The organism is Pseudoxanthomonas sp. SGNA-20 (genome assembly GCF_003931635.1).
GTDB lineage: Bacteria > Pseudomonadota > Gammaproteobacteria > Xanthomonadales > Xanthomonadaceae > Pseudoxanthomonas.
In genome coordinates, this window is the sequence record NZ_RRYK01000001.1 from 729,296 (window position 1) to 755,359 (window position 26,064).

The 26,064-nt window shown below is 72.1% G+C and carries 24 protein-coding genes; 20 read left to right on the forward strand and 4 right to left on the reverse strand.

Features of this window, described 5'->3' with window-relative positions; all coding sequences use genetic code 11:
* Positions 1-36: 36 nt before the first annotated feature.
* Complete coding sequence (locus tag EIM48_RS03210) at positions 37-432, forward strand: DUF2249 domain-containing protein (RefSeq protein ID WP_233581613.1); 396 nt, start codon at positions 37-39, stop codon at positions 430-432.
* Entirely contained in the window at positions 429-1,700 is a 1,272-nt protein-coding gene (locus EIM48_RS03215; RefSeq protein WP_125111060.1) for a hypothetical protein, read from the forward strand. The genes EIM48_RS03210 and EIM48_RS03215 overlap by 4 nt, the downstream gene beginning before the upstream one ends.
* A 54-nt stretch (positions 1,701-1,754) precedes the next feature.
* On the opposite strand, the gene EIM48_RS03220 is transcribed toward EIM48_RS03215, so the two are convergent.
* Positions 1,755-3,812 (reverse strand): TonB-dependent copper receptor, encoded by a 2,058-nt coding sequence (locus tag EIM48_RS03220; protein ID WP_125111061.1) that lies wholly within the window; start codon positions 3,810-3,812, stop codon positions 1,755-1,757.
* Positions 3,813-4,052: 240 nt separating this feature from the next.
* Between EIM48_RS03220 and nirK the strand changes: the two genes are divergently transcribed.
* The 8 genes from nirK (at position 4,053) to prpF (ending at position 11,911) form a co-directional block, all read left to right on the forward strand.
* Positions 4,053-5,117, forward strand: a complete 1,065-nt coding sequence (gene nirK / locus EIM48_RS03225; protein ID WP_019398253.1) for a copper-containing nitrite reductase — start codon at positions 4,053-4,055, stop codon at positions 5,115-5,117.
* A gap of 26 nt (positions 5,118-5,143) precedes the next feature.
* Complete coding sequence (locus EIM48_RS03230; RefSeq protein WP_233581614.1) at positions 5,144-5,938, forward strand: SUMF1/EgtB/PvdO family nonheme iron enzyme; 795 nt, start codon at positions 5,144-5,146, stop codon at positions 5,936-5,938.
* Positions 5,935-6,555: an SCO family protein gene (locus EIM48_RS03235; protein WP_125075822.1), complete on the forward strand. Its 621-nt coding sequence runs from the start codon at positions 5,935-5,937 to the stop codon at positions 6,553-6,555. Before EIM48_RS03230 ends, EIM48_RS03235 begins: the two co-directional genes overlap by 4 nt.
* 37 nt (positions 6,556-6,592) lie before the next feature.
* On the forward strand, positions 6,593-7,051 hold the full coding sequence (gene azu, locus EIM48_RS03240) for an azurin (RefSeq protein ID WP_019398250.1): 459 nt from the start codon (positions 6,593-6,595) through the stop codon (positions 7,049-7,051).
* A 75-nt stretch (positions 7,052-7,126) separates the two neighbouring features.
* Positions 7,127-7,366: a hypothetical protein gene (locus EIM48_RS03245; protein ID WP_125111063.1), complete on the forward strand. Its 240-nt coding sequence runs from the start codon at positions 7,127-7,129 to the stop codon at positions 7,364-7,366.
* A 204-nt stretch (positions 7,367-7,570) separates the two neighbouring features.
* Positions 7,571-10,189, forward strand: coding sequence for a Fe/S-dependent 2-methylisocitrate dehydratase AcnD (gene acnD, locus EIM48_RS03250; RefSeq protein WP_125111064.1), 2,619 nt, complete (start codon positions 7,571-7,573; stop codon positions 10,187-10,189).
* A 45-nt stretch (positions 10,190-10,234) separates the two neighbouring features.
* The gene (locus tag EIM48_RS03255; RefSeq protein ID WP_125111065.1) at positions 10,235-10,693 is read left to right on the forward strand and encodes an SRPBCC family protein; all 459 of its coding nucleotides are present in this window, start codon (positions 10,235-10,237) and stop codon (positions 10,691-10,693) included.
* 36 nt (positions 10,694-10,729) lie between these two features.
* Positions 10,730-11,911: a 2-methylaconitate cis-trans isomerase PrpF gene (gene prpF, locus EIM48_RS03260; protein WP_028914482.1), complete on the forward strand. Its 1,182-nt coding sequence runs from the start codon at positions 10,730-10,732 to the stop codon at positions 11,909-11,911.
* Positions 11,912-11,946: 35 nt separating this feature from the next.
* Here prpF and EIM48_RS03265 read toward each other — a convergent pair whose 3' ends face one another.
* Positions 11,947-12,873 carry an NAD(P)/FAD-dependent oxidoreductase gene (locus EIM48_RS03265; RefSeq protein WP_028914481.1) on the reverse strand — a complete coding sequence of 309 codons (927 nt, stop codon included), beginning with the start codon at positions 12,871-12,873 and terminating at the stop codon, positions 11,947-11,949.
* Positions 12,874-12,935: 62 nt separating this feature from the next.
* Positions 12,936-15,647: a bifunctional acetate--CoA ligase family protein/GNAT family N-acetyltransferase gene (locus tag EIM48_RS03270; RefSeq protein WP_125111066.1), complete on the reverse strand. Its 2,712-nt coding sequence runs from the start codon at positions 15,645-15,647 to the stop codon at positions 12,936-12,938.
* A 250-nt stretch (positions 15,648-15,897) separates the two neighbouring features.
* Here EIM48_RS03270 and ccoN point away from each other — a divergent pair, with 250 nt between their 5' ends.
* The 10 genes from ccoN to EIM48_RS03320 all read left to right on the forward strand — a co-directional run bounded on the left by ccoN (position 15,898) and on the right by EIM48_RS03320 (position 24,951).
* Entirely contained in the window at positions 15,898-17,283 is a 1,386-nt protein-coding gene (ccoN, locus tag EIM48_RS03275) for a cytochrome-c oxidase, cbb3-type subunit I (protein WP_050992152.1), read from the forward strand.
* A 15-nt stretch (positions 17,284-17,298) separates the two neighbouring features.
* Positions 17,299-17,928: a cytochrome-c oxidase, cbb3-type subunit II gene (ccoO, locus tag EIM48_RS03280; protein WP_019398242.1), complete on the forward strand. Its 630-nt coding sequence runs from the start codon at positions 17,299-17,301 to the stop codon at positions 17,926-17,928.
* Complete coding sequence (locus EIM48_RS03285) at positions 17,925-18,083, forward strand: cbb3-type cytochrome c oxidase subunit 3 (RefSeq protein WP_125075816.1); 159 nt, start codon at positions 17,925-17,927, stop codon at positions 18,081-18,083. Before ccoO ends, EIM48_RS03285 begins: the two co-directional genes overlap by 4 nt.
* On the forward strand, positions 18,080-19,021 hold the full coding sequence (ccoP, locus tag EIM48_RS03290; protein WP_125111067.1) for a cytochrome-c oxidase, cbb3-type subunit III: 942 nt from the start codon (positions 18,080-18,082) through the stop codon (positions 19,019-19,021). Before EIM48_RS03285 ends, ccoP begins: the two co-directional genes overlap by 4 nt.
* Positions 19,018-19,314 (forward strand): hypothetical protein, encoded by a 297-nt coding sequence (locus EIM48_RS03295; RefSeq protein ID WP_019398239.1) that lies wholly within the window; start codon positions 19,018-19,020, stop codon positions 19,312-19,314. The genes ccoP and EIM48_RS03295 overlap by 4 nt, the downstream gene beginning before the upstream one ends.
* A 184-nt stretch (positions 19,315-19,498) precedes the next feature.
* The gene (locus EIM48_RS03300) at positions 19,499-21,049 is read left to right on the forward strand and encodes a 4Fe-4S dicluster domain-containing protein (protein ID WP_125111068.1); all 1,551 of its coding nucleotides are present in this window, start codon (positions 19,499-19,501) and stop codon (positions 21,047-21,049) included.
* On the forward strand, positions 21,046-21,564 hold the full coding sequence (locus EIM48_RS03305) for a FixH family protein (protein ID WP_019398237.1): 519 nt from the start codon (positions 21,046-21,048) through the stop codon (positions 21,562-21,564). Before EIM48_RS03300 ends, EIM48_RS03305 begins: the two co-directional genes overlap by 4 nt.
* Positions 21,565-21,569: 5 nt before the next feature.
* Positions 21,570-24,032 carry a heavy metal translocating P-type ATPase gene (locus EIM48_RS03310; protein ID WP_125111069.1) on the forward strand — a complete coding sequence of 821 codons (2,463 nt, stop codon included), beginning with the start codon at positions 21,570-21,572 and terminating at the stop codon, positions 24,030-24,032.
* Positions 24,029-24,223, forward strand: a complete 195-nt coding sequence (ccoS, locus tag EIM48_RS03315) for a cbb3-type cytochrome oxidase assembly protein CcoS (RefSeq protein WP_019398235.1) — start codon at positions 24,029-24,031, stop codon at positions 24,221-24,223. The genes EIM48_RS03310 and ccoS overlap by 4 nt, the downstream gene beginning before the upstream one ends.
* Positions 24,220-24,951 (forward strand): sulfite exporter TauE/SafE family protein, encoded by a 732-nt coding sequence (locus EIM48_RS03320; protein WP_125111070.1) that lies wholly within the window; start codon positions 24,220-24,222, stop codon positions 24,949-24,951. Before ccoS ends, EIM48_RS03320 begins: the two co-directional genes overlap by 4 nt.
* A gap of 4 nt (positions 24,952-24,955) precedes the next feature.
* Here EIM48_RS03320 and EIM48_RS03325 read toward each other — a convergent pair whose 3' ends face one another.
* On the reverse strand, positions 24,956-25,993 hold the full coding sequence (locus EIM48_RS03325; protein ID WP_037034242.1) for a sensor domain-containing diguanylate cyclase: 1,038 nt from the start codon (positions 25,991-25,993) through the stop codon (positions 24,956-24,958).
* Positions 25,994-26,064: the final 71 nt, after the last annotated feature.

Here is a 26,064-nt window from a genome sequence, read left to right on the forward strand (position 1 = left end):
TTGCGCGCACGCTAGGCCCGCCAGCGCCAGCGAGCCATGACCAGGGTCAAGACGCCGCGGCGGCGGCGTGATCCGCGCACGCGGCTGACGCACGTCAATGCGCCGCGGCAGCCGCGCTGCGAACGTGCAGCGGCCCGCACCCGCCCGCCGATCGCCATGTCCCATCTGCTCGACCTGCGCCACCTGCCGCCACCCGAACCAATGCAGCGCATCCTCGATGCGCTGGAGGTCCTGCCCGTACGCGCGGTCCTGGTGGCGCTGACGCCGTTCCGTCCGGTACCCCTGCTACCCATGCTGGAAGCGCAAGGCTGGGCATGGCGGCTGCGAGATCTGCCCGAAGGCGGTTGCCGCATCGCGATCTGGCGGCGGCCGCGCAGCCGGGCCGGCTCCATCGCTGCGCCCGCTGCGGGCGCGGCAACGGCACGGGCGTGAGCGGCCTGGCCTTCGCCAGCGCGCCGCCGGCGGTGCGGCCGCTGCGCTTCCTGCTGTGCGCGCCTGCGTGGGGCGTGGTTGCCGGCGCACTGCTGGTCGCCGACCCGCACCTCCTGGACGGCGGACGCTGGTCGCCGCCGGTGGTGGCCCTGGTACATGTGTTCACCCTGGGCGTGCTTGGCAACGCCATGCTCGGCAGCCTGCTGCAGTTCCTGCCGGTGGCCGCCGGCACGCCGGTGCGCGCCGGGCGCCTGCTGCCGCTGGCGCATGCGGCGCTGAACCTGGGCCTGGTCCTGTTCGTGCTGGCGTTGTACCGCTGGCCTGCCGTGCTGCCCGCGGCGGCGCCCCTGCTGGCGGCATCGTTGTTGCCCGTGCTCGCCCCGCCGCTGCCGGCGCTGCTGCGCCAGGGCACGCAGCGGCTGCTGCGCGCGGGCATCGGCGCGGCGCTGCTGGCACTGGCGGCGACGGCGTTGCTGGGCGTGGTGGCGACCGCAGTGCTGCGCGGCTACCTCATGCTGCCCCTGGACCAGGTGGTGGACGCCCACGCCATGCTCGGTGGCGGCGGCTGGCTGCTTGGCTTGCTGGCGGCAGTCGGCGGGGTGACCGTGCCCATGTTCCAGGGCACCGCGCAGGTGGCGCCACGCGCGCAGCGCGCCTGGACCCTGGCGGCGGTGGTCCTGCCGCTGGCCGCGGCAGTGGCGCGATTGCTTGGCATGCCGACGACCGTGGTCATGCTGGCCCTCGCCCTGCAGGCCGGCGTCCTTGCCGCGGCGGTGCTGCGGCTGCAATGGCATGCGCCGCACCGGCGCAATCCGGCGCTGGTGCGCTTCTGGTGCGCCGGCTGCATCGCACTGTGCCTGGCGGCCGCGGCGGCCTGCGCGGGTGCAGCCGGCGCTCCAGGCCTGGAAGCACCGGCGTGGGCCATGCTTGCGGGTGTGCTGGGCCTGGGCGTCGGTGCGCCGCTGCTGGTCACCGGCATGCTGCTGGAGATCGTTGCATTCATCGCCTGGGTGGACCTGCGCGGCCGCTGCCCGCGCGGCATGCGCATTCCCGCGGTGGGCCGCCTGCAGCCGGAGGAAGACAAGCGCCGCGTCCTGGCCCTGCACCTGGTCGCAGTGCTGCTGCTGCCGGCCGCGTTCCTCGGACCGCTGGCGACGCTTGCCGCCGGCCTGGCCCTGTCTGCGGCGCATGCGGCAACCGCGCTCTGCCTGCTGCGTTGCCTGCGACGCGCGCGCCACTTCCGGCTGCATCCGGAAGCCTACCGATGAGGTGCGGATATCCGGCGGCGGTCCCCGACAGCGCCGCCACCGGCAACATCCGGCTCAGTAGCTGAAGTTGAGCTTGATCCAGGCCGTGCGCCCCGGCTCGGCGATGCGCTCCGGCTCGGAGGGGTAGCCGAAACCGCTGTTGCCGGCGGCATTGAGGTGCTCGCGGTAATCGCGGTCGAACAGGTTGTCGATGCCCGCGGCCAGCTGCACGCGATGCCCGAAGCGGTAGCCGCCGTTGAGCGAGAACACCGCGAAGCCCGGGCTCGGGCCCAGGTCGCGGCCGACCACGTTGCCCTGCCCGGTATTGCTGCGGTGCTGGGCCGCGGCCACGCGCAGCAGCGCGCCCCAGGACCAGGGACCGCGCTCGCCACTGGCGGTCAGGCGCGCCTCCAGCGGCGGCATCTGCGGCAGCGCGCCCTCCGTGGTCCGGCCCCAGGCATAGGCCAGGGCGCCGCCCAGCTTCAGCCCGGGCCGCGGCTTCCAGTCCGCGCCCAGTTCGCCGCCGGCGATGTCCGCATCCAGGTTCCGTGCACGCGTGCTGCCTCCCATCATCCCGCCGGGGAGATAGTCGAACACGATGTAGTCGTCGATCCGCCCGGCGTAGACCGAGGCCCAGGCTTCCACCTTGCCGGCGCGGTACTGCAGGCCGGCGTCGAGCTGGGTGGTGCGCTCCGGCTGCAGACCGATGAAGGCATTGGCCGCGCCCTGCGGCCCCATCGTGGGCGAGAACAGCTCCCAGTAGTCCGGCATGCGCTCGGCGTGGCCGAGGCCGGCATACCAGCCGAAGCGCCCGGCCATGTCGTGCTCGTAGCGGACGAAGCCGCCGGCGAGGGTTTCCCCGCGGCGCTGGCCCGCGGTCGGGTTGGGCATGGCGTCCATGCCGCTGCCGGTGCGCGCGCGCCGGTCCTCGGCACGGGCGCGGTCCACGCGCAGGCCGGACATCAGGTGGTGCACCTCGTCGATGTGCCAGTGCGATTCGGCGAACGCGCCGACGGTGCGGGTGCGTGCGTCATGGGTCCAGGGCGCCTGGCGCCAGGCGTCGCGGCCCATGCCGCTGCGCCGGCGGTGTTCGCCCTGCCTGCCGTCCACGCCGGCGGTCACCTCCCAGCGGCCGTGCTGGAAGGTCAGGGCAATGCGCCCGCCCTCGCTGGTGTCGCCGACATTGCTGGCCATCGGCATGGGCATGGCCGAATCCGGATCCGGGTCGCGCAGGCTGTAGTTGTCCATCACGTGGTCGACCTCGTTGCGGTAGAGGCTGGCCACCACCGCATCGAGCACGCCACCCATGTGCTTCTTTTCAAAGCGCAGGCCGAGGCTGTCGCGGCGGAACCGCGAGCCGTCCATGCCGCGGCCGGCATAGCGGGCTTCGGCATCGCCGGTGCCAGCCGACAGCTCCAGCACGGTGTCCGCATCCGGGGTCCAGCCGATTGCCGCGTCGGCGTTCCACTTGCCCCAGGCCGAGGGCACGCGGCGGCCGTCACCGGCGCGGTAGTCGCTGGCCTCCGAACGGTTGCCGGCGACACGCGCATAACCGCGCGGGGTGCCGGCACTGGCATCCAGCACCTGGTCGTTGCGGCCGTTGCCGCCGGCCAGCAGGCTGCCCTGGGCACGCACGCCCGGGCGGTCGAAGTACGGGATCTCGCGCTCGAAGCGCACCGTGCCGGCCGAGGCGCCGCCTCCCCACAGCACGGTCTGAGGACCCTTCACGACGGTCAGGCGGTCGTAGGTCTCCGGCGCGATGTAGGACATGGCGTTGTCCATGCGCGAGGGACAGGCGCCGCTGAGCACGCCGTCGTTGGTAAGCAGGGCGATGCGCGAGCCGAACATGCCGCGCAGTACCGGATCGCCGTTGGTGCCGCCACTGCGCAGGGTGGAGAAGCCGGGGATGGTCTTCAGGTAGTCGGCGCCATCGCTGGCGGGGACCGGCTGGCGCGGCAGCTTCGGATCGGTGGTGAAGGTGGCCGCGGCCACCGGGGCCACGCCCAGCACCACCACCCCATCCAGGTCGGTGGTGGCCAGTTCGGCATGGACATGCCCGTCCGCGGCCACGGCGGCGGGGACGGCGGCGCAAAGCGCGGCGACCAGGGCATGGGCAAGGGGATTGCGGATCATGGCTGCGCCTCGTGCGCGTTGCCTCGGGGTACGGGCAGTCTTCGCGCCGGCCGCCGCATGCGCCTTGATGGTGGTCAATCGCAAGCCCCCGCAGGCGGCCGCCATGCACCGGCTTGACCTGGGTCAAGTGGAGCGCAGGTCCTGCCCGCCGCGGGTAGCGGATTGATGCAAATCAAGGTCCGTCCGGTGGCGTACGCGCACTGTTCGTCCCGCAGCCCAACGAGACGAAAGAGACGAAACATGAAGATCCGTCACCACCTGGCCATCGGCGCGCTTTCGGCGGCAATCGCCCTGGCTTCCGCTCCCGCCTTCGCCGCCAAGGCCAAGGCTTCCGATGCCCCGCTGCCGGTCGTGCAGGCGCAGCTGACCGCGCCGCCGCTGGTCCCGGCCCCGATCTCGCGCAAGACCCCGGCCAAGGTCGTGGTCGACCTGGAGATGGTCGAGAAGGAGATGCAGCTGGACGACGGCGTCACCTACAACTTCTGGACCTTCGGTGGTTCGGTCCCCGGCAGCTTCATCCGCGTGCGCGAGGGCGACACGGTGGAGTTCCGGCTGAAGAACCACCACAGCTCGCACTTCTCCCACAACATCGACCTGCACGCGGTGACCGGCCAGGGCGGCGGCGCCGAGGCCACCTTCACCCTGCCCGGCCGCGAGACGCAGTTCACGTTCAAGGCGCTCAACCCCGGCCTGTACGTCTACCACTGCGCGATGGCCCCGGTGGCGATGCACGTGGCCAACGGCATGTACGGCCTGATCCTGGTCGAACCGGAGGAAGGCATGGAGCCGGTGGACAAGGAGTTCTACGTCATGCAGGGCGACTTCTACACCGAGGGTGCCAACGGCGAGAAAGGCCTGCAGGCCTTCAGCCTGGAGAAGGGCATCGCCGAGGATCCGACCTACGTGGTGTTCAACGGCTCGGTCGGCGCGCTCACCGGCGACAACGCGCTGCAGGCCAACGCCGGCGAGAAGATCCGCATGTACGTCGGCAACGGCGGCCCCAACCTGACCTCCAGCTTCCACGTCATCGGCGAGATCTTCGACAAGGTCTACTTCGAGGGCGGCAGCAAGTACCAGGAGAACGTGCAGACCACGCTGATCCCGGCCGGCGGCTCGGCCATCGTCGAGTTCAAGGCCGACGTGCCCGGCAACTTCGTGCTGGTCGACCACAGCCTGTTCCGCGCCTTCCACAAGGGCACGCTGGGCATCCTCAAGGTCGACGGCGAGAAGCGCCCAGAGATCTACACCGGCCAGCAGCACGACGTCGAGTACCCGGAAGCCGAACCCCAGGGCCACCAGCACTGAGCGCAGCCGCCGCCATGTCCCGCAGCATGCCCCTCCTGTCCACCACCCTCGCCGCCGTCCTGGCGCTGGCTCCGGCCCTGGCCGGGGCCGCCGCCACCGACGCGGCGTCCGGCGGCGGGATCGCATGGCGGTCCATTCCCGGCGGCGCGTTCCGTTCGGCGGTGCGCTTCGAGGAGGAGCGGCCGGTGCTGCCGGTGGCGCCGTTCCAGCTGATGGAGCGCCCGGTCAGCAACGCCCAGTTCGCCGCATTCGTGGCGCGCCGCCCCGAGTGGCGGCGCGACCGCATCCCCGCGCTGTTCTCCAGTCCCGGCTACCTGGGCCACTGGGAAAGTGCCGACGCCCCCGGCGCCAGGCTGGACCCGGACGCACCGGTGGTGCACGTGAACTGGTACGCCGCCGATGCGTTCTGCCGCGAGGCTGGCGGGCGCCTGCCGGACTTCCTCGAGTGGGAATTCGCCGCGGCCGCCGACGCCACCCGCGCCGATGCCCGCCACGACCGCCAGTGGCGCCTGCGCCAGGCCAACGACGGCACCCCGCACGCGCCCGATGCCGCGGCGGACGCCCCGGCCAACGTGTACGGCGTCCGTGGCCTGCACGGCGCCTACTGGGAATGGACCGGCGACGCCACCTCGTTGCTGGGCGGCGGCGACCGCCGCGGCCGCGACGACGGCGACGCCCTGCAGTACTGCGGCGCCTCGGCCATGGCCTTCAACGATCCGGCCGACTACGGCGCGGTCAAGCGCTTCGTCCTGCTGTCGGCCCTCACGCCCGCTGCCACCCTCGGCAACCTGGGCTTCCGCTGCGCGAGGAGCCAGCCATGAACCACCACTTCAAACCCCTGCGTACTGCCCTGGGCCTGGCCCTGGCGCTATCCCTGTGCGGGCCGCTGCCGGTCGCCCTGGCCGCGCTGGCCGGGCCGGACGCGCCCGCGGCGACCATGCTGCCCGGCAGTTCGCTGTACCAGGTCGATGCCGGCCTGACCGACCAGCACGGCCAGCCGCTGCGCTGGTCCGACCTGCACGGCCGGCCGCAGCTGGTGTCGATGTTCTACGCCAACTGCCACCTGATGTGCCCGCTGATCCTGGAGAACGCCAAGGCCCTGCAGAAGCAGCTGGGCGCCGACGGCGAACGCCTGGGCGTGGCGGTCATCACCCTGGACCCGGCGCGCGACACCCCGCAGGCCCTGGCCGCGGTCGCCGCCGACCACCGCACGCCCGCCGCCTGGCGCTACCTGCGCCCGGAACCGGACGCGGTCCGCGCCCTGGCCAGCGTGTTGGGCGTACGCTACCGCTTCCGCGACGACGGCAGCATCAACCACACCAGCGTACTGGTGCTGCTCGACGCCGAGGGCCGCGAGGTCGCACGCTCCGAAGTCACGGGCATCGCGCCCGATCCCGCATTCGTGCAACAGGTCCGCGCCACGCTGGCCGCGGACTGACGCTTCCATCCATCCCCGTCAAACCGGAGTAACCACCATGAAGAACCGCACCCGCATCCTCGCTGCCCTGGCCCTGATGGGCGCCGCCGGCATGGCCCAGGCCGCCGGCAACTGCACCATCTCGCTCAAGGGCGACGACGCCATGAAGTTCGACCTGAAGGAGGCCACCGTCTCGGCCAGCTGCCCGACCATCACCGTCGAGCTGGCGCACACCGGCAAGCTGCCGGTCACCGCGATGGGCCACAACGTGGTCATCAGCAAGACCGCCGACATGGCCGGCATCGCCCGCGACGGCATCAAGGCCGGCGCCGCCAACGCCTACGTGCCCAAGGGCGACGCCCGCGTGATCGCGCACACCGACCTGGTGGGCGGCGGCCAGAAGACCAAGATCACCTTCCCCGGCAAGGCCCTGGCCGCCGGCGGCGACTACAGCTTCTTCTGCAGCTTCCCGGGCCATTCGGCCATGATGAAGGGCAAGCTGGTCGTCACCAAGTAAGTCCCGCGCCACCCGTGCCGCCGAGGCACGGGTGGCCCGTTCCCGGCCGCGACGCGGCCCCAAGGGGATTCCCGCATGGAACTGGACATCCGCATCGATCCGACGCGGGTCGACCTGGCACGCATCGAGCAGGCCCTGCTGGAAAGCGACCCGGCCGCCCTCGTGGACCTGGACCCGGCCAGCGGCCACCTGCGCGTGGCCACCTACGCCGGCACCGCCGAGGTCGGGGCGATCCTCGCCGCCGCCGGCGTCCCGGTGCCGCAGCAGGCCATCCACATCGTGCCTTCGGTGTGCTGCGGCGGCTGCAGCGGCTGAAGCGCCGCGGCGATCCGTTGATCGCCGGCATCAATACGAGACCCGCATTCAGGCCGCAAACCCGCTGTTTCCGGCCTCCGGCGGCGGGTCGTGGCGCGACGCAGGGGTAAGATCGGTCCTCCGATCCATGCCCGGCCCGCCCGGCAGGCCGGTGCGCTCCGCACCGGCGGCAGGCAGGCCGGCGCGACCAGCGACCTGCCCGCCATGAATACCAAGCACCGCAAGCCCCTCCCCGGAACCCCCCTGCACTGGTACGACGCCCGCGAGGCGGTCGAAGCCCTGCAGCCCGGCGCCTGGGCCAGCCTGCCCTATACCTCGCGCGTGCATGCCGAGAACCTGGTGCGTTGCGCCGACCCGGCCCACCTGGACGACTACCTGCGCCAGCTGGTCGAGCGCCGCCGCGACCTCGACTTCCCCTGGTTCCCGGTGCGGGTGGTATGCCACGACATCCTCGGCCAGACCGCGCTGGTGGACCTGGCCGGCCTGCGCGACGCCATCGCCGACAAGGGCGGCGACCCGTCCAGCGTCAACCCGGTGGTGCCGGTGCAGCTGATCGTCGACCATTCGCTGGCGGTGGAGTGCGGCGGCCACGACCCGCAGGCCTTCGAGAAGAACCGCGCGATCGAGGAGCGCCGCAACGCCGACCGCTTCCACTTCATCGAGTGGTGCCGGCATGCGTTCCGCAACGTGGAGGTGATCCCGCCGGGCAACGGCATCATGCACCAGATCAACCTGGAGAAGATGTCGCCGGTGGTGTACGTGCGCGACGGCGTCGCCTTCCCCGATACCTGCGTGGGCACCGACTCGCACACCCCGCACGTGGACGCGCTGGGCGTGATCGCCATCGGCGTCGGCGGCCTGGAGGCGGAAAACGTGATGCTCGGCCGCGCCTCGTGGATGCGGCTGCCGGAAATCACCGGCGTGCGCCTGACCGGCCGCCCGGGCCCGGGCATCACCGCCACCGACGTGGTGCTGGCGCTGACCGAGTTCCTGCGCGCGCAGCGCGTGGTCGGCCACTACCTGGAGTTCTTCGGCGAGGGCGCGGCCACGCTGACCATCGGCGACCGCGCCACCATCTCCAACATGTGCCCGGAGTACGGCGCTACCGCCGCGCTGTTCCACATCGACCAGCAGACCCTGGACTACCTACGCCTGACCGGGCGCGAGGAGCAGCAGGTGCAGCTGGTGGAGACCTATGCGAAGACCGCCGGCCTGTGGGCCGACGACCTGGCGCAGGCGCAGTACGAGCGCGTGCTGGAATTCGACCTGTCCTCGGTCGTGCGCAACCTGGCCGGCCCGTCCAACCCGCACCGGCGCCTGCCGGTCAGCGCGCTGGGCGAGCGCGGCATCGCCGACCCGGCCAAGCTGCAGGCGGCGCGCGAGGAAGAGGCCCGCGGCCTGCTGCCGGACGGCGCGGTGATCATCGCCGCCATCACCAGCTGCACCAACACCTCCAACCCGCGCAACGTGATCGCCTCCGGCCTGCTGGCGCGCAACGCCAACGCCCGCGGCCTGCTGCGCAAGCCCTGGGTCAAGACCTCGCTGGCCCCGGGCTCCAAGGCGGTGCAGCTGTACCTGGAGGAAGCCGGACTGCTGCCGGAGCTGGAGAAGCTGGGCTTCGGCATCGTCGGCTTCGCCTGCACCACCTGCAACGGCATGAGCGGTGCGCTGGACCCGAAGATCCAGCAGGAGATCGTCGAGCGCGACCTGTACTCGGTGGCCGTGCTGTCGGGCAACCGCAACTTCGATGGCCGCATCCACCCGTATGCCCGGCAGGCATTCCTGGCCAGCCCGCCGCTGGTGATCGCCTACGCCATCGCCGGCACCATCCGCTTCGACATCGAGAAGGACGTGCTGGGCCTGGACGCCGACGGCAAGCCGGTCACGCTCAAGGACATCTGGCCGGCGGACGAGGAGATCGACGCCATCGTGCGCGCCAGCGTCAAGCCGGAGCACTTCCGCAAGGTCTACGCGCCGATGTTCCAGGTGCGCGTGGAGCACGGCGAGCCGGTCAGGCCGCTGTACGACTGGCGCCCGATGAGCACCTACATCCGCCGCCCGCCGTACTGGGAAGGCGCGCTGGCCGGCGAGCGCACCCTGCGCGGCATGCGCCCGCTGGCGGTGCTGGGCGACAACATCACCACCGACCACCTGTCCCCGTCCAACGCCATCCTGCCGACCAGCGCCGCCGGCGAGTACCTGGCGAAGATGGGCGTGCCGGAGGAGGACTTCAATTCCTACGCCACCCACCGCGGCGACCACCTCACCGCGCAGCGCGCCACCTTCGCCAATCCCAAGCTGCTCAACGAGATGGTGCGCAACGAGGACGGCAGCGTGCGCCAGGGCTCGCTGGCGCGGCTGGAGCCGGAAGGCAAGGTGATGCGCATGTGGGAGGTGATCGAGACCTACATGCAGCGCCGCCAGCCGCTGGTGATCATCGCCGGCGCCGACTACGGCCAGGGCAGCTCGCGCGACTGGGCCGCCAAGGGCGTGCGCCTGGCCGGCGTGGAGGCGATCGTGGCCGAGGGCTTCGAGCGCATCCACCGCACCAACCTGATCGGCATGGGCGTGCTGCCACTGGAGTTCAAGCCGGGCACCACCCGCCTGACCCTGGGCATCGACGGCACCGAGACCTTCGACGTGGTCGGCACCCGCGCCCCGCGCGCGGACCTGACCCTGGTCATCCACCGCCGCAACGGCCAGGCCCTGGAGGTCCCGGTGACGTGCCGCCTGGACACCGCCGAGGAGGTGAGCATCTACGAGGCCGGCGGCGTGCTGCAGCGCTTCGCCCAGGACTTCCTGGAGGCGTCGAAGGCTGCCTGACTGGTTCGTCGCAGTGACATGACCCACTGCGAAGGAGCCACGACCATGACCGACACGACCGCCACCGGCACCGTCCACCTGCACCGCATCCTGGCCGCGCCGCCGGCCCGGGTGTTCCGCGCGTTCACCGATCCGGACGCGCTGGTGCGCTGGATGCCGCCGTACGGCTTCACCGCGCGCATGCTCGAGTTCAAGCCCGGCGTGGGCTACCGCATGGCCTTCACCAACTTCTCCACCGGCAGCAGCGAGTCGTTCACCGTGCGCTACCTCGAGCTGGTCGAGGACGCGTTGGCCCGGCATGCCGACACGTTCGACGACCCCGGGCTGCACGGGGAGATGCTCGTGACCGTGTCGCTGAAGCCCAGCATCGCAGGGACCGAACTGCGGATCGTGCAGGAAGGCATTCCCGCGGCCATCCCGGAGGACATGTGCCACCTGGGCTGGCGCGACTCGCTGGACATGCTGGCGAAACTGGTCGAACCGGAGATCCCGGACCGGGCCTGAGCCCCGCCCTCCCCTACCCTCAGCGCAAGCGAATCCATGAGCCACAAGCCCCAGCTCCGCATCCCCGCCACCTACATGCGCGGTGGCACCTCCAAGGGCGTGTTCTTCCGCCTGCAGGACCTGCCCGCCGAGGCGCAGGTGCCGGGTCCGGCGCGCGACCGCCTGCTGCAGCGGGTGATCGGTTCGCCCGATCCCTACGGCAAGCACACCGACGGCATGGGCGGCGCCACCTCCAGCACCAGCAAGTGCGTGATCATCGGCCCGGCCACGCGCCCGGGCCACGACGTGGACTACCTCTACGGCCAGGTCGCGATCGAGGAGGACTTCGTCGATTGGAGCGGCAACTGCGGCAACCTCAGCACCGCGGTCGGTCCGTTCGCGGTCGCCAACGGCTTCATCGACCCGGCGCGCATCCCGCGGGAAGGCACGGTGGAAGTGCGGGTGTGGCAGGCCAACATCGGCAAGACCATCGTCGTGCACGTGCCGGTCAGCGGCGGCCAGGTGCAGGAGACCGGCGATTTCGAGCTGGACGGCGTGGCCTTCCCCGCCGCCGAGGTGGTCGTCGAGTTCCTCGATCCGGCCGAGGAAGGCGAGGACGGCGGCAGCATGTTTCCCACCGGCAACCTGGCCGACAGCCTCGAGGTGCCCGGCGTGGGCACGCTGGAGGCGACCCTGATCACCGCCGGCATCCCCACCGTGTTCGTGGACGCGGAAGCCATCGGCTTCACCGGCACCGAGCTGCAGCCGGCGATCAACGGCGATCCGGCGATCCTGGCGAAGCTCGAGGCCATCCGCGTGGCCGGCGCACTGCGCATGGGCCTGATCCGCACCCCGGAGGAGGCCGCCACCCGCCAGCACACGCCCAAGGTCGCCTTCGTCGCACCGCCGCGCGACTACGTGTCCAGCAGCGGCAAGCCGATCGCGGCCGCCGACATCGACCTCAACGTGCGCGCCATGTCCATGGGCAAGCTGCACCACGCGATGATGGGCACCGCCTCGGTGGCGATCGCCACCGCCGCCGCGGTGCCCGGGACCCTGGTCAACCGCGCCGCCGGCGGCGGCGCGCGCGAGGTGGTGCGCTTCGGCCATCCCTCCGGGACCCTGCGCGTGGGCGCCTCGGTCGCCCGGGTCGACGGCCAGTGGACCGTGACCCGCGCGGTGATGAGCCGCAGCGCGCGCGTGCTGATGGAAGGCCACGTCCGGGTGCCCGCGGCCTGATCCCTCGCCGGCCCGCCGCCTCCCGGCGCGCCGGCTCAGGCCGCCCCCGGTCCCGCGGCCGCCGCCTGTTCCTGCTGCAGTTCCCGCGGCCGCGGCGGCAGCCGGTTGTGCGCGGCCAGCGCGGCGATCGCCGCCTGGCCCACCGCCACCGAGATCTGGTTGAGCCCGCTGACCACGTCGCCGGCCGCGTAGAGGCCCGGTACCGAGGTCAGCTGGTGGGCGTCGACCGGGATCTCGCCGCTGTCCGACAGCTCCACCCCGGCCTGCCGCGCCAGGTGCGCGCTGCTGTCGCAGCCGAGGAACGGGTACACCGTGTCGAAGCGGTGGCAGTGGCCGTCGACCACGTAGCCGCAGCGGCCGTCGGCGAACACCAGGCGGCCGCCGGGCGGCAGCACTTCCACGCCCAGGTCCGGGGGCGGCGACGCCGGCACCGCATCGGTCGGCAGCAGGCTCAGGCGTGCGCTGTAGCCGCGCAGGAACGGCACGTGGCCGATGATCGTCTCCCACGGACCGTAGATGCCGATGGCCTGGTCGCTGGCCTCGTAGGCATCGCAGACCGGGCACAGCCGCAGCGCGCCGCAGGCCACGGCCTGCTCCACGTCCGGCAGGTCCGGCAGGCGGTCGCTCAGCCCGGTGGCGAGGATCACCGCCGCCGCGTGCCAGCGGCGCCCGTCCGGTGCTTCGGCGACGAACACGCCGTCGGCGCCGCGCTGCAGCGAGGCCACCAGGCCGTGTTCGAGCACCGCGCCGAACGATTCGGCCTGGGCGCGCAACCGCGCCAGCAGCGCGGTGCCGGCGATGCCCTGGGGGAAGCCGGGGCAGTTGTTGCTCTCGGGGATCCAGCGCGCGCGGCTGTCGCCGGCGTCGACCACCACGCAGCGGCGGTGCAAGCGCCCCAGGTAGATGGCCGCGGTCAGCCCCGCAGGGCCGCCGCCAACCACCAGCACGTCCGTCTCGATCACGGCCCACCTCCGTCGTCCTCGCCGGAACGATAGGCGGCCGGCGTGAACGCGGCGCGAGGCGGCTAGGCGGCGGCGTTGGCGCTGGCCACGTCCAGCACCACGTCCATGACGGTGGGATCCTCGCGGTCGGGCGCGACCTTGAAGCCCAGCTGCTGGCACATCGCCAGCATGGTCACGTTCTCGCGCAGCACCTGGCCCTCGACCGCCTTCAGGCCGATGCTGCCGGCCCACTCGATCATGATCCGCATCAGCTGCCAGCCAATGCCCAGGCCCTTGAGGTCGGAACGGACCATGATCCCGTACTCGCCGCGCTCGTAGTTGGCGTCGGCCAGCAGGCGCACCGCGCCCAGCATCTCGCCGCTGTCCGGGTCGATCGCCACCAGGGCGATGGAGCGGGCGTAGTCGAGCTGGGTCAGGCGCGCGATGAACTCGTGGCTGAAGTGGCGCACCGCGGAGAAGAAACGCAGGCGCAGGTCCTCGTCGCTGACCCGGGAGAAGAACTCCAGGAACATCTGCTCGTCCTCCGGCCGCACCGGGCGCACGAACATGCGCCGGCCCTGCGACAGCTCCAGCGTGCGCTCCCACTCCTTCGGATACGGGCGGATCACGAAGCTGGAATGCCACGGGCCCTTCTGCGCCGGGCCCGGGTGCGGCGCCACCGCCACCCGGGCATCGACCGCGACCACGCCCTCGCGGTCGGCCAGCAGCGGGTTGATGTCCAGCTCGCGGATCTGCGGCACGTCGGCCGCCAGCTGCGCCAGCTTGACCAGCACCAGGGCCACCGCGCGCTCGTCGGCCGCCGGCACGTCGCGGTAGGCCTTGAGGATGCGGCTGACGCGGGTGCGCGAGATCAGGTCGTGGGCCAGGCGCAGGTCCAGCGGCGGCAGGGCCAGTGCCTTGTCGTCGATCACTTCCACCGCGGTGCCGCCGCGGCCGAACACGATCACCGGGCCGAAGGTCGGGTCGTGGGCGATGCCGGCGATCAGTTCACGCGCCTTGGCCCGCGCCACCATCGGGTGCACGGTCACGCCCTCGATCCGCGCCTTGGGCCGCAGTTCACGGGCGCGTGCCAGGATCGAGGCCGCCGCCTCGCGCACCGCGGCCTCGCTGGACAGGTTGAGGCGCACGCCGTCCACGTCGGACTTGTGCACGATGTCCGGCGACAGGATCTTCAGCGCCACCAGCTTGCCCGCCTCCAGCAGCGGCCGCGCGGCGGCGACCGCGGCCTCGGCGTCGGCGGCGCGCCACGCCGGGGTGACCGGGATGCCGTAGGCGCCCAGCAGGTCCACCACCTCCAGCGGGTCCAGCCAGTCGCGGCCCTGCTCCAGGGCACGGGCGACGATCGCCTGCGCCGCGGCGGCGTCGACCACGAAGTCCTCCGGCAGGCTGGGCGGGGTTTCCATCAGCGCCTGCTGCGCCTCCCGCTGCCGCACCAGGTAGGTGAAGCCGCGCACCGCGTCGGCCTCGGTGGCGTAGGTGGGCACCCCGGCCGCGTCCAGCCGCGCCAGCGCCTCCTGGCCGCCGCCCAGCCATACCCCCAGCACCGGCTTGCCGTGGCCGGGGCGCGGCCGCCGCGCCAGCACCGAGGCCACCGCCTCGGCCGCCTCGAGCGAGGACGACAGCGCGGTGGGCACGTTCATCACCAGCACCGCGTCGCTGCCCGGGTCGGCCAGCAGCGCCTCCAGCGCGGCGGTGTATCGGGCCGCGTCGGCGTCGCCGACGATGTCCACCGGGTTGGAATGCGACCAGGTCGGCGGCAGCACCTTGTCCAGGGCCTGCACGGTCTGCGGATCCAGGCTGGCCAGGGTGCCGCCAAGGTCGACCAGGCGGTCCACCGCCAGCACGCCGATCCCGCCGCCGTTGGTGAGGATGGCCAGGCGCCGGCCGGGGGCCTGGCGCAGGTGGCCCAGGGTCTCGGCCGCGGCGAACAGCTCGTCCAGCGCGTGCACGCGCAGCAGGCCGGCGCGGCGGAAGGCGGCGTCGTATACCGCGTCGGCGCCGGCCAGGGCGCCGGTATGGGTGGCGGCGGCGCGCGCGCCCTGCTCGTGGCGCCCGGACTTGACCACCACCACCGGCTTGGAGCGGGCCGCGGCGCGCGCGGCCGACATGAACTTGCGCGCGTCGCGGATGGATTCGATGTACAGCAGGATGGCCCGGGTCTTCGGGTCCTGGGCGAACCAGTCCAGCAGGTCGCCGAAGTCCACGTCCAGGGCATCGCCCAGCGAAACCACGGCCGAGAAGCCGATCGAGCGCGCCGCGCCCCACTCGACCAGGCCTGCGGCGATGGCGCCGGACTGCGAGACCAGGGCCAGGTCGCCCGGCAGCGGGCTGCGCGCGGCGAAGCTGGCGTTGAGGCCCACGTGCGGGGCCATCACCCCCAGGCAGTTGGGGCCGACGATGCGCAGGCCGTGCGGGCGGGCCTCGTTGCGCAGGTGCTCCAGCAGCGAGCCCGGGCCCTGGCCAAGCCCGGCGGTGACCACGATCGCCGCCCGCGCCCCCACCGCCACCGCCTGGGCGACCACCCCGGGCACGGTTTCGGCCGGGGTGGTCACCACCACCAGCTCGGGCGCGAACGGCAGGTCGCGCAGCGAGGCCACCGCCGGCACGCCCTCGATCCGCCGGTACTTGGGGTTGACCAGGCCCACCTGCCCGGCGAATCCGGCCTGGCGCAGGTTGTGGACCACGGTGCGGCCCACCGACCCGGGGCGGGGGCTGGCCCCGACCACGGCCACCGACTTGGGGGCGAAAACGGCTTCCAGCGCGTAGATGCTCATCCGCGAACGGCTCGGTACGTCTCAGGGCTAAACGATACAGTGCGGCGCCGGCGGGCGCCTCCGGGTCCCGGAACCGGGATGCAGTTCCCCTATTTCAAGGGATAACCCGTTAACGGCGCTTGGCGCCTTGATCCTGATCAATGCCCCGCTTGCCTTCCCTGCCGATCATGCACCCCATCCACAGGAGGATTGGGACGTGTCGACCGTTCAGGAGACATACAACGACAAGGTAGTGCGCCAGTTCGCGGTCATGACCGTGGTCTGGGGCATCGTGGGCATGGCCGTGGGCGTGCTGATCGCCGCCCAGCTGTACTGGCCCGCCCTCAACTTCGACCTGCCGTGGCTGAGCTACGGGCGCCTGCGCCCGCTGCACACCAACGCGGTCATCTTCGCCTTCGGCGGCAGCGCGCTGATGGCCACCAGCCTGCACGTGGTGCAGCGCACCTGCCACGTGCGCCTGCTCTCGGACGGCCTTGCGGCCTTCGTGTTCTGGGGCTGGCAGCTGGTCATCGTGCTGGCCGCCGTGACCCTGCCGCTGGGCCTGACCCAGGGCAAGGAGTACGCCGAGCTGATCTGGCCGATCGACATCCTGATCGCCGTGGTCTGGGTGGCGTACGCGGTGCTGTTCATCGGCACCATCGCCAAGCGCCGGGTCAAGCACATCTACGTGGCGAACTGGTTCTACGCCAGCTTCATCATCGCCGTGGCGCTGCTGCACATCGTCAACAACATCGCCATCCCCACCGGCGCCCTGCACTCCTACCCGGTGTACAGCGGCGCGGTCGACGCGATGGTGCAGTGGTGGTACGGCCACAACGCGGTCGGCTTCTTCCTGACCGCCGGCTTCCTGGGAATGATGTACTACTTCGTGCCCAAGCAGGCCGGCCGCCCGGTGTACTCCTACCGGCTGTCGATCGTGCACTTCTGGGCGCTGATCGCCGTGTACATGTGGGCCGGCCCGCACCACCTGCAGTACACCGCGCTGCCCGACTGGGCGCAGTCGCTGGGCATGGTGTTCTCGCTGATCCTGCTGGCCCCGTCCTGGGGCGGCGCGATCAACGGCATCCTGACCCTGTCCGGCGTCTGGTACAAGCTGCGCACCGACCCGATCCTGAAGTTCCTGATCGTCTCCGTCTCGTTCTACATGATCGCCACCTTCGAGGGGCCGATGATGTCGATCAAGACGGTCAACTCGCTGTCGCACTACACCGACTGGACCGTCGGCCACGTGCACGCCGGCGCCCTGGGCTGGGTCGCGATGATCTCCATCGGCTCGATCTACGCCCTGCTGCCGAAGCTGCTGGGCCGCGAGCAGATGTTCTCGACCAAGGCCATCGACCTGCACTTCTGGCTGCACACCGGCGGCGTGGTGTTCTACATCGCCTCGATGTGGATCGCCGGCGTCATGCAGGGCCTGATGTGGCGCGCCACCAACCCGGACGGCACGCTGACCTACAGCTTCGTCGAGTCGCTGCACGCCACCTACCCGTACTACCTGATCCGCCTGGGCGGCGGCCTGCTGGTGCTGTCCGGCATGGGCGTGATGGCCTGGAACACGTGGCGCACCTGGCGTGCGGCCCCGGCGATCGCCCCGCAGCCGGTGCTGCCCGTGGCGGCCTCCGATGCGCGCGCCTGAGGAGGAACTAGGACCATGAGCGAAAACCACAACGCGCACGAGAAAGTCGAGAAGAACGTCGGCCTGATGGCCGTGCTGATCGCGGTGGCCGTGTCCTTCGGCGGCCTGGCCGAGATCGTCCCGCTGATGTTCCAGGCCGAGGCGATCGAGCCGCTGGAGGGCGTGGAGCCCTACCCGGCGCTGGAGCTGGCCGGGCGCGACGTCTACGTCCGCGAAGGCTGCTACAACTGCCACTCGCAGATGGTGCGCACCCTGCGCTTCGAGTCCGAGCGCTACGGCCACTACTCGCTGGCCGGCGAGTCGGTCTACGACCGCCCGTTCCAGTGGGGCTCCAAGCGCACCGGCCCGGACCTGGCCCGCGTCGGCGGCCGCTACTCCGACGACTGGCACCGCGTGCACCTGAACAACCCGCGCGACGTGGTGCCCGAATCCAACATGCCGGCGTTCCCGTGGCTGGCCAAGGCCAAGGTCGACGGCGAAGTCGTGGCCAAGCGCATGCGCGCGCTGCAGACCCTGGGCGACCCCTACACCGACGAGCAGATCGAGCAGGCCCCGGCCGAGCTCGAGGGCAAGACCGAGCTCGACGCGGTGGTCGCCTACCTGCAGGGCCTGGGCCGGCACGCGCCGAAGGGAGGCCAGCAGTGATTTCCGGAATCGTGACCGCAGTGCTGCTGGTGCTGTTCATCGGCGGCTGGATCTGGGCCTGGAGCCCGGCACGCAGGACCGAGTTCGAGCAGGCGGCGCAGCTGCCGCTGGAAGAGGACTCGCATCAGGGCAATATTGGGGAGAACCGCGCATGAGCATGGGATGGACGTGGTACGTCATCGCCCTGGTCGCGCTGAACATCGTCGGCTACGTCTGGTTGCTGTGGTGGACGTCGCGCCGGCGCCCGGGCGATCCGAAGCCCGAGGACACGCTGCACACCTGGGACGGCGACATCACCGAGTACAACAAGCCGCTTCCGCGGTGGTGGATCAACCTGTTCTACATCACCATCGTCTTCGGCATCGGCTACTTCTTCTGGTACGGCGGCCTGGGCAGCATCCCCGGCTACAGCGGCTGGAGCTCCAAGCAGGAGCACGCCGAGGAGAAGGCGGTGCAGGACGCGCGCCTGGAGCAGACCTTCAAGCCGTACGCCGGCAAGTCCATCGACGTGCTGGCGCAGGATCCGAAGGCGGTGGCCCTGGGCCGCTCGATCTTCAGCAACACCTGCGCCACCTGCCACGGCTCGGCCGGCCAGGGCGCGGTGGGCTACCCGAACCTGACCGACGAGATCTGGCACTGGGGCGGCAGCCCGGACCGCATCCTGGAGACCATCCTGGACGGCCGCGAGGGCGTGATGCCGGAGTGGGGCACCGTGCTGACCGGCATGGGCGGCCCGGAGGTGGTGGACTACGTGATCGCCTACGTGCGCGCCCTGTCCGACCCGGAGGCCGGCCTGCAGAACAACTTCATGGCCGCCCAGGGCAAGAAGCTGTACGAGGGCGTCTGCGTGGCCTGCCATGGCATCGACGGCAAGGGCAACCAGGACCTCGGCGCGCCCGACCTGACCGACGACTACTGGCTGTACGGCAGCAGCCGCGAGAGCCTGCGCAAGACCATCGCCGAAGGCCGCCACGGCACCATGCCGGCCCACCGCGAGCTGCTCGGCGAGACCCGCGCGCGCCTGGTCGGTGCCTATGTCTGGTCGCTGTCGCATAATCGGGCCGACTCCGGGGAACCGACGGACCAACAGTGACCGACTTCAGCGAGCCACGCTTTGACCACCCCCCACGTCCGCTGGCCCAGCGCGTGGGGGCCATCGCCTGGCCCAGCTTCTTCGCGGCCGGCGTGTCGACGATGGTGTTCTTCGCCTTCGTCGACCCGCTGGTCCTGCGCGACCTCACCTTCCCCGGCCTGCCGATGACACGGGAACTCGGCTACACGCTGGGGTTTTTCCTTTTCTGGATCGCGACCGCGTCCTCCAGCCTCTTCACCTGGATCCTGCTGCGTCCCTCCAGCCGCTTCAACCGCGCGCTTCCGCCTGAATAAGCGCGCTCCGGCGCGCGGCCCTGGGACAATCTGTCGCTTTCGCGCGCGGACCGGATGCGGATACTGGGACATGCGGCGGACTCCCCCGCACGCCACGCCGCGGACGCGGCCAAGCAAACGCCATGACTGCCCAAGAACGCATCCTTTCCCTTCCTTGCCACGCCGCCGGCGTACGGTGGACGCCGTGAGCAAGCGCATTCCCCTGGACGTGGTCGACGACCAGGGCAACTCCTTCTACGTCAGCGAGCGCAAGGTCTACCCGCGCGACGTCTCCGGCCGCTTCAACCGCCTGCGCGTGGCCGCGGTGGTGTGGCTGCTGGGCATGTTCTACCTGTTCCCCTGGCTGAAGTGGGACGGGCGCCAGGCGGTGCTGTTCGACCTTCCGGCGCGCAAGTTCTACGTGTTCGGCCTGGCGTTCTGGCCGCAGGACTTCCTGTTCCTGGCCCTGCTGCTGATCATCGCCGCGTTCGCGCTGTTCTTCTTCACTGCCCTGGCCGGCCGCCTGTGGTGCGGCTACGCCTGCCCGCAGACGGTGTGGACCGAGGTGTTCCTGTGGATGGAGCGCTGGACCGAGGGCGACCGGCCCAAGCGCATGAAGCTCGACGCCGGCCCCTGGAACCGCGAGAAGATCCTGCGCAAGGGCGCCAAGCACGCGCTGTGGCTGGCGTTCGCGCTGTGGACCGGCTTCACCTTCGTCGGCTTCTTCACCCCGATCCGCGACCTCGGCGCCCGCATGTTCCCGTTCGAGCTGGGCGGCTGGGAGACCTTCTGGGTGTTCTTCTACGCCCTGGCCACCTGGGGCAACGCCGGCTTCCTGCGCGAGCAGGTGTGCAAGTACATGTGCCCGTACGCGCGCTTCCAGAGCGCGATGTTCGACCGCAACACCCTGCTGATCGCCTACGACCCGATGCGCGGCGAGCCGCGCGGCCCGCGCAAGCGCGGGCTGGGCAGCGTGCTCGAGCGCGCGCGCGGCCTGCTGGACCCGAAGACCGCCTACGACTACGTGTTCCGCGCCAGCGCGCACCCGACCGCGGCCGACAACCGCGCCCAGGCGCGCGGCACCATCACCCTGGCCGGCGTCGGCCAGAAGCCCGAGCCGCTGCCGAAGTTCGCCCCCGAGGAACTGGGCGACTGCATCGACTGCACCATCTGCGTGCAGGTCTGCCCGACCGGCATCGACATCCGCAACGGCCTGCAGTACGAGTGCATCGCCTGCGGCGCCTGCATCGACGCCTGCGACGAGGTCATGGGCAAGATGGGCTACCCGCGCGGCCTGATCCGCTACGCCACCCAGAACGGCATCGACGGCAAGCCCAGCCGGGTGCTGCGCCCGCGCATCCTGGTCTACGGGCTGGTGCTGCTGGGCCTGTGCGCGGCCTGGGCCTGGGGCGTGGCCAACCGCAGCGAGCTGATCGTCGAGGTGCTGCGCGACCGCAACGCACTCTACCGCCAGCTCGGCGACGACGGCGTCGCCAACGACTACACGCTCAAGCTGGTCAACAAGAGCCAGCAGGAACAGCGCTACCGCATCAGCCTCGAGACCGACGCCCCGTTGCGCCTGGCCGGCGCCGGCGAGGTCGCCGCCGGGCCGGAGCAGGTGGTGCCGGTGGCGGTCAGCGTGGTCGCCGACGAGGGCATCCCCGTCGGCCGCCACGAGCTGCGGTTCGTCGTCGAGAGCATCGATGGCAGCGAAAGGCGCATCATCGACAGCAGCTTCTTCGGACCGGTCCAATGAACGAGCCCAACCCGCACAAGGATTCCCCGGCCTGGCGCAACCCCGTGCTGTGGCTGGTCATCGGGCTGCCGCTGCTGTCGATCGTCGCCGGCGTGGGCCTGGTGGTGGTCTCGGTGCGCTCCGGCGGCGCCGACGTGGTGACCGACCCGGTGCGCCGGGTCTCGCAGATCCAGACCGCCGACCTGGGCCCGGACGCGCAGGCGAAGAAGCTGGGCCTGAGCGCGGTGCTGCGGGTGGAGGACGGCATCGTCGAGGTGCTGCCGGCCACCGGCAAGTTCGACCGAGCCGCGCCGCTGCGGCTGCACCTGGAGCACCCGACCACCCAGGCCCGCGACCTGCAGCTGGAACTGCAGCCGCACGGCCCGGGCTGGCGCACCGAGCAGGCGGTGGACGGCTCGCACGACTGGATCGCGCGCCTGCGCGCGGCCGACGGCAGCTGGCGCCTGCAAGGCCGGCTGCCGAAGGATCAGCACGCCACGCGGCTGGCGCCGGCGCTGGGCGGCGGCCAGGGCTGAGCGCCATGGCGGCTGCCCTGGCCATGCCGGCTGCCGCTTCCACCAGCGGCCACTGCCACCACTGCGGCGAGCCCCTGCCGGCCACCCCCTGCGTGGTCGAACTCGACGGCCAGGCCCGTTCCTTCTGCTGCCAGGGCTGCGCCGCGGCCGCCGAATGGATCGCCCAGGCCGACCTGGACGGCTACTACCGCCTGCGCAGCGCCGCCGCCGGCAAGGTCGGCGACGAACTGCCCGACCTGGCGGTCTGGGACCGGCCCGACGTCCAGGCCGAGCACAGCCGGCCGGTCGAGGGCGGCCGCGAGATCACCCTGCTCACCGACGGCATGCGCTGCGCCGCCTGCGCCTGGCTGATCGACCGCGCCCTGGCACGCGAGCCGGGCGTGCTCGACTGCGGCGCCAATGCGGTGACCGGCCGCATCCGCATCGCCTGGGACCCGCAGCGCACCGCGCTGTCGGCGCCGCTGCGGCGGCTGGCCATGCTCGGCTACCGGCCCTACCTGGCCGGCAGCGAGGCGCTTGAACGCGAACGCACGCGCGAGCGCCGGCGCTGGCTGCTGCGGCTGGGCATCGCCGGACTGGGCATGCTGCAGGCGATGATGATGGCCGAGGCCCTGTACCTGGACTTCGACAGCACCATGCCGGAGGCGACCCGCGACTTCTTCCGCTGGCTGACCTTCCTGCTGTGCGCGCCGGTGGTGTTCTACTCCGGCTGGCCGTTCCTGGCCGGCGCCGCGCGCGAGCTGCGCCAGCGCCGCCTGGGCATGGATTTCCTGATCGCCAGCTCGACCCTGCTGGCCTACTTCGCCAGCCTGGTGGAAACCATCCGCGGCGGCCCGCACGTCTGGTACGACGCGGCGGTGATGTTCGTGTTCCTGCTGCTGGCCGCGCGCATGCTCGAGCAGCGCGCGCGCAGCGTGGCCTCGGCCCAGGTCGACGCACTGGCCCGTGCGCGCCCGGCCTTCGCCACCCGCGAACTGGCCGACGGCCGCCGCGAGACCGTGCCGCTGGCGGCGCTGGCGCCCGGGGACGTGGCCTGCGTGGCCGCCGGCGAGGCGGTGCCGGCCGACGGCGTGCTGTTGGCCGATGGCGACAGCGCCGAGGCCTGGTTCGAGGAAGCACTGCTGACTGGCGAGTCGGCCCCGGTGCGCCGCACCGCCGGCGAAACCGTCTACGCCGGCACCATCTGCCGCGAGCGCCCGGCCCGCCTGCGGGTGACCTGCACCGGCACCGCCACCCGGCTGTCGCAGCTGGCCCGCCTGGTCGAGCAGGCCCAGGCGCACCGCCCGGCGCTGGCGCGGGTGGCCGACCGCATCGGCAGCCGCTTCGTGATGTCGCTGCTGCCGGTGGCGGCGCTGGTGTTCGCCGGCTGGTGGCACTGGCAGCCGGAGCGGGCGCTGGAAGTGACCCTGGCCCTGCTGGTGGTCAGCTGTCCCTGCGCGCTGTCGCTGTCGGTGCCGACCGCGCTGGCCGCCGCGCATGGCGCACTGGCGCGGATCGGCCTGCTGGCCATGCGTCCGGACGCACTGGACACCCTGGCCCGCGCCACCGACGTGGTGTTCGACAAGACCGGCACCCTCAGCGATGGCCGCCCCGCACTGGCCTCGGTCGAGGTGCTGGACGCCACGCTGGACCGCGACGGCGTGCTCGCCATCGCCGCGGCGCTGGAGCGCGATACCGGGCATCCGCTGGCGGCCGCCTTCGCCGGTGCCACGCCACTGGCCGCGAGCGCGGTGGAAACCCTGCCCGGCCGCGGGGTGCAGGGCGTGGTCGGCGCCCGCGCCTGGCGCCTGGGCCGCGCCGATTTCGCCGCCGGCCGCGAAGACGACGGTGCCCTGTGGCTGGGCGACGGCCAGCACGCGGCCGCGCGCTTCGTGCTCGAGGAACGCGCCCGCGCCGATGCCGCCGCGGCGCTGGCCGCGCTGCGCGCGCAGGGCCTGCGCCTGCACCTGGCCAGCGGCGACGGCGAGGCCGCGGTGGCGCGGCTGGCGTCGGCGCTGGGCCTGGACGCGCGCCATGCGCGGCAGTCGCCGGAGGACAAGTTGGCCCTGGTGCGCCGCCTGCAGGCCGGGGGCCGGATCGTGGCCATGGTCGGCGACGGCCTCAACGACGCCCCGGTGCTGGCCGGCGCCGACGTCTCCATCGCCATGGGCCAGGGCGCCTCGCTCGCCCACCGCGCCGCCGACCTGGTGACCACCGGCGAGGGCCTGCTGCGCATCCCGGCGGCGGTATCGCTGGCCCGCCGCACCCGCGCCATCATCCGCCAGAACCTGGCCTGGGCCGCCGCCTACAACGTGCTGGCGATCCCGCTGGCCGCCGCCGGGCTGGTCACCCCGTGGCTGGCGGCGCTGGGCATGGCCCTGTCCTCGCTGCTGGTGACCCTCAACGCGCTGCGCCTGGCCCGGCGCGCGCCGACGTCCGCCAGCGGCGACAATGGCGGTACCGCCACCACCCGCGAGGCCCGCGCATGAGGATCCTGCTGCTGCTGATCCCGATCAGCCTGGTGCTGCTGGGCGTGGCCATCGCCGCCTTCGTCTGGGCGGTCAAGCGCGGCCAGTTCGACGACCTCGACACCCCCGCCCTGGACATCCTCGAGGACAACGACCGCCCGGCCCCGCCGCGCGGGCAACCGCGCGGGGACGGCGACCGGCCGGCGCCATGATCCTGCCGGTCGACCTGCCGACCCTGCTGGCGGCGCTCACCGCCGGGCTGCTTGGCGGCCTGCACTGCGCGGTGATGTGCGGCGGCATCGCCACCGGCTTCCACGCCATGGCCGCCGGCCCCGCGCACCGCGTGGCCTGGCAGGCCAATGCCGGCCGCATCCTCGGCTACGTGCTGGCCGGTGCCCTGGTCGGCGGCCTGGGCGGCGGCGTGCTGCGGCTGCTGCGGATCGAGGCCCTGGCCCTGGGCCTGCGCATGGCCGCCGGCCTGGCCCTGGTGCTGGTCGCCCTGCGCCTGCTCGACCGCGGCGGGCGCCTGGACCTGCTGGCCAGGCCCGGGATCCAGGCCTGGCGCTGGCTGCAGCCGCTGCGCCGGCACCTGGTTCCCGCCGACCGCAGCTGGAAGCGGCTGGCGCTGGGCGCGCTGTGGGGCTGGATGCCGTGTGGCCTGAGCCTGGGCCTGCTGACCGTGGCCTGGCTGCAGGCCAGCGCCGCCGGCGGGGCGCTGGTGATGGCCGCGTTCGGCCTGGGCACGCTGCCGGTGATGCTGCCGCTGACCTGGAGCGGGGCGCGGGTCGGGCGCTGGCTGCAGCGCCCGGCGCTGCGCGCTTCGCTCGCCCTGCTGGTGCTGTGCGCGGGCCTGCTGACCATGGCCGCGCCCTGGCTGATGCAGGTGCCGGCGCTGCACGGCCCGCTGGCGGCGCTGGGTTGCCGCCCGGCGGGCGGCTGAGCGCTCAGTCGCGCACGCAGTCGCGGCCGGCGAGCTTGGCCCGGTACAGGGCGGCGTCGGCCGCCCCGGTCCAGGCTTCGAAATCATCCAGCCCCGGCCCGATCTGGGCCACGCCGATGCTCAGGGTCACTGGCCGGCCGCCGCCCAGCACGCAGGCCCGCACCGCGTCGGCCAGGCGCCGGGCCAGGTCCAGCGCGGCCTCGCGCGCGGTGCCGGGGAGCAGCACGCCGAACTCGTCGCCGCCGAAGCGGCCGGCGGCGTCGCCGCCGCGCAGGCTGTCCAGCACGCAGGCGGCGACCTTGCGGATCACTTCGTCGCCGGCCAGGTGGCCGGCGGCGTCGTTGACCTGCTTGAAGTGGTCGATGTCCACCATCATCAGCGAGGCCACCGTGCCGTAGCGCCGGTAGCGCCGCACCTCGGCGGCCACCTGTGCCTGCCACTGCCGGCGCGTGGCCAGACCGGTCTGCGGGTCGATGCGCGAATCCTGCTCCAGCTCGCGCTTGCGCACGCGCACGTGCTCGGTCAGGCGCCAGGCCACCGCACCGATCGCCAGCGGGTAGAGCACGAAGAACGGCATGCACCAGAGCATGGTGCGGAAGCTGGTATGGGGGTGGAACGGGAAGCCGCGCGCGATCCAGGTCAGCAGGGCGGCCGCGGCCATCGTCGCGAACGCGCGCAGGGCCAGGCCCCAGCCGCCGGCGATCAGGCGGTCCATCATCATCATCGCCAGCATCATCGCCGTAGGCACCAGGTCGAAGCCGGTCATGGCCATCCAGAACCCGGCCATGCCGGTGTCGACCAGCAGGCTGCGGTACTCGGTGCGCAGGGGTTGCAGGGATACGTCGACCAGGCGCCAGGCCAGCAGCGGCCAGCACACCGCGTTGAGCCACACCACCGCCAGTACCCAGGCCGGATGGCCCTGCCCGGCCAGCGAGGAGGCCACGCCGAAGGCTCCGGCGACAAAGCCCAGCGCCCGCATCAGGGCGGTGTGCCTGACGAATCGCGCCAGGGAGCTTCCTGCATTGCCTGGGTTGTCGGGCATGGCGTGCGTCCGCTGCAAACCCTGGTTCCATCGGCACGAAAAAGCCCGGCTTGAGGGCCGGGCTTTCTCGA

Bases quoted from the DNA above. Each gene is read 5' to 3' on its own strand.
- ccoS (WP_019398235.1), top strand. From the start codon at position 24,029: ATGAGGATCCTGCTGCTGCTGATCCCGATCAGCCTGGTGCTGCTGGGC.
- prpF (WP_028914482.1), top strand. From the start codon at position 10,730: ATGAGCCACAAGCCCCAGCTCCGCATCCCCGCCACCTACATGCGCGGT.
- EIM48_RS03310 (WP_125111069.1), top strand. From the start codon at position 21,570: ATGGCGGCTGCCCTGGCCATGCCGGCTGCCGCTTCCACCAGCGGCCAC.
- EIM48_RS03210 (WP_233581613.1), top strand. From the start codon at position 37: ATGACCAGGGTCAAGACGCCGCGGCGGCGGCGTGATCCGCGCACGCGG.
- EIM48_RS03245 (WP_125111063.1), top strand. From the start codon at position 7,127: ATGGAACTGGACATCCGCATCGATCCGACGCGGGTCGACCTGGCACGC.
- EIM48_RS03220 (WP_125111061.1), bottom strand. From the start codon at position 3,812: ATGATCCGCAATCCCCTTGCCCATGCCCTGGTCGCCGCGCTTTGCGCC.
- EIM48_RS03270 (WP_125111066.1), bottom strand. From the start codon at position 15,647: ATGAGCATCTACGCGCTGGAAGCCGTTTTCGCCCCCAAGTCGGTGGCC.
- ccoN (WP_050992152.1), top strand. From the start codon at position 15,898: ATGACCGTGGTCTGGGGCATCGTGGGCATGGCCGTGGGCGTGCTGATC.
- nirK (WP_019398253.1), top strand. From the start codon at position 4,053: ATGAAGATCCGTCACCACCTGGCCATCGGCGCGCTTTCGGCGGCAATC.
- EIM48_RS03255 (WP_125111065.1), top strand. From the start codon at position 10,235: ATGACCGACACGACCGCCACCGGCACCGTCCACCTGCACCGCATCCTG.
- acnD (WP_125111064.1), top strand. From the start codon at position 7,571: ATGAATACCAAGCACCGCAAGCCCCTCCCCGGAACCCCCCTGCACTGG.
- EIM48_RS03230 (WP_233581614.1), top strand. From the start codon at position 5,144: ATGCCCCTCCTGTCCACCACCCTCGCCGCCGTCCTGGCGCTGGCTCCG.
- ccoP (WP_125111067.1), top strand. From the start codon at position 18,080: ATGAGCATGGGATGGACGTGGTACGTCATCGCCCTGGTCGCGCTGAAC.
- ccoO (WP_019398242.1), top strand. From the start codon at position 17,299: ATGAGCGAAAACCACAACGCGCACGAGAAAGTCGAGAAGAACGTCGGC.
- EIM48_RS03305 (WP_019398237.1), top strand. From the start codon at position 21,046: ATGAACGAGCCCAACCCGCACAAGGATTCCCCGGCCTGGCGCAACCCC.
- EIM48_RS03235 (WP_125075822.1), top strand. From the start codon at position 5,935: ATGAACCACCACTTCAAACCCCTGCGTACTGCCCTGGGCCTGGCCCTG.
- EIM48_RS03320 (WP_125111070.1), top strand. From the start codon at position 24,220: ATGATCCTGCCGGTCGACCTGCCGACCCTGCTGGCGGCGCTCACCGCC.
- EIM48_RS03325 (WP_037034242.1), bottom strand. From the start codon at position 25,993: ATGCCCGACAACCCAGGCAATGCAGGAAGCTCCCTGGCGCGATTCGTC.
- azu (WP_019398250.1), top strand. From the start codon at position 6,593: ATGAAGAACCGCACCCGCATCCTCGCTGCCCTGGCCCTGATGGGCGCC.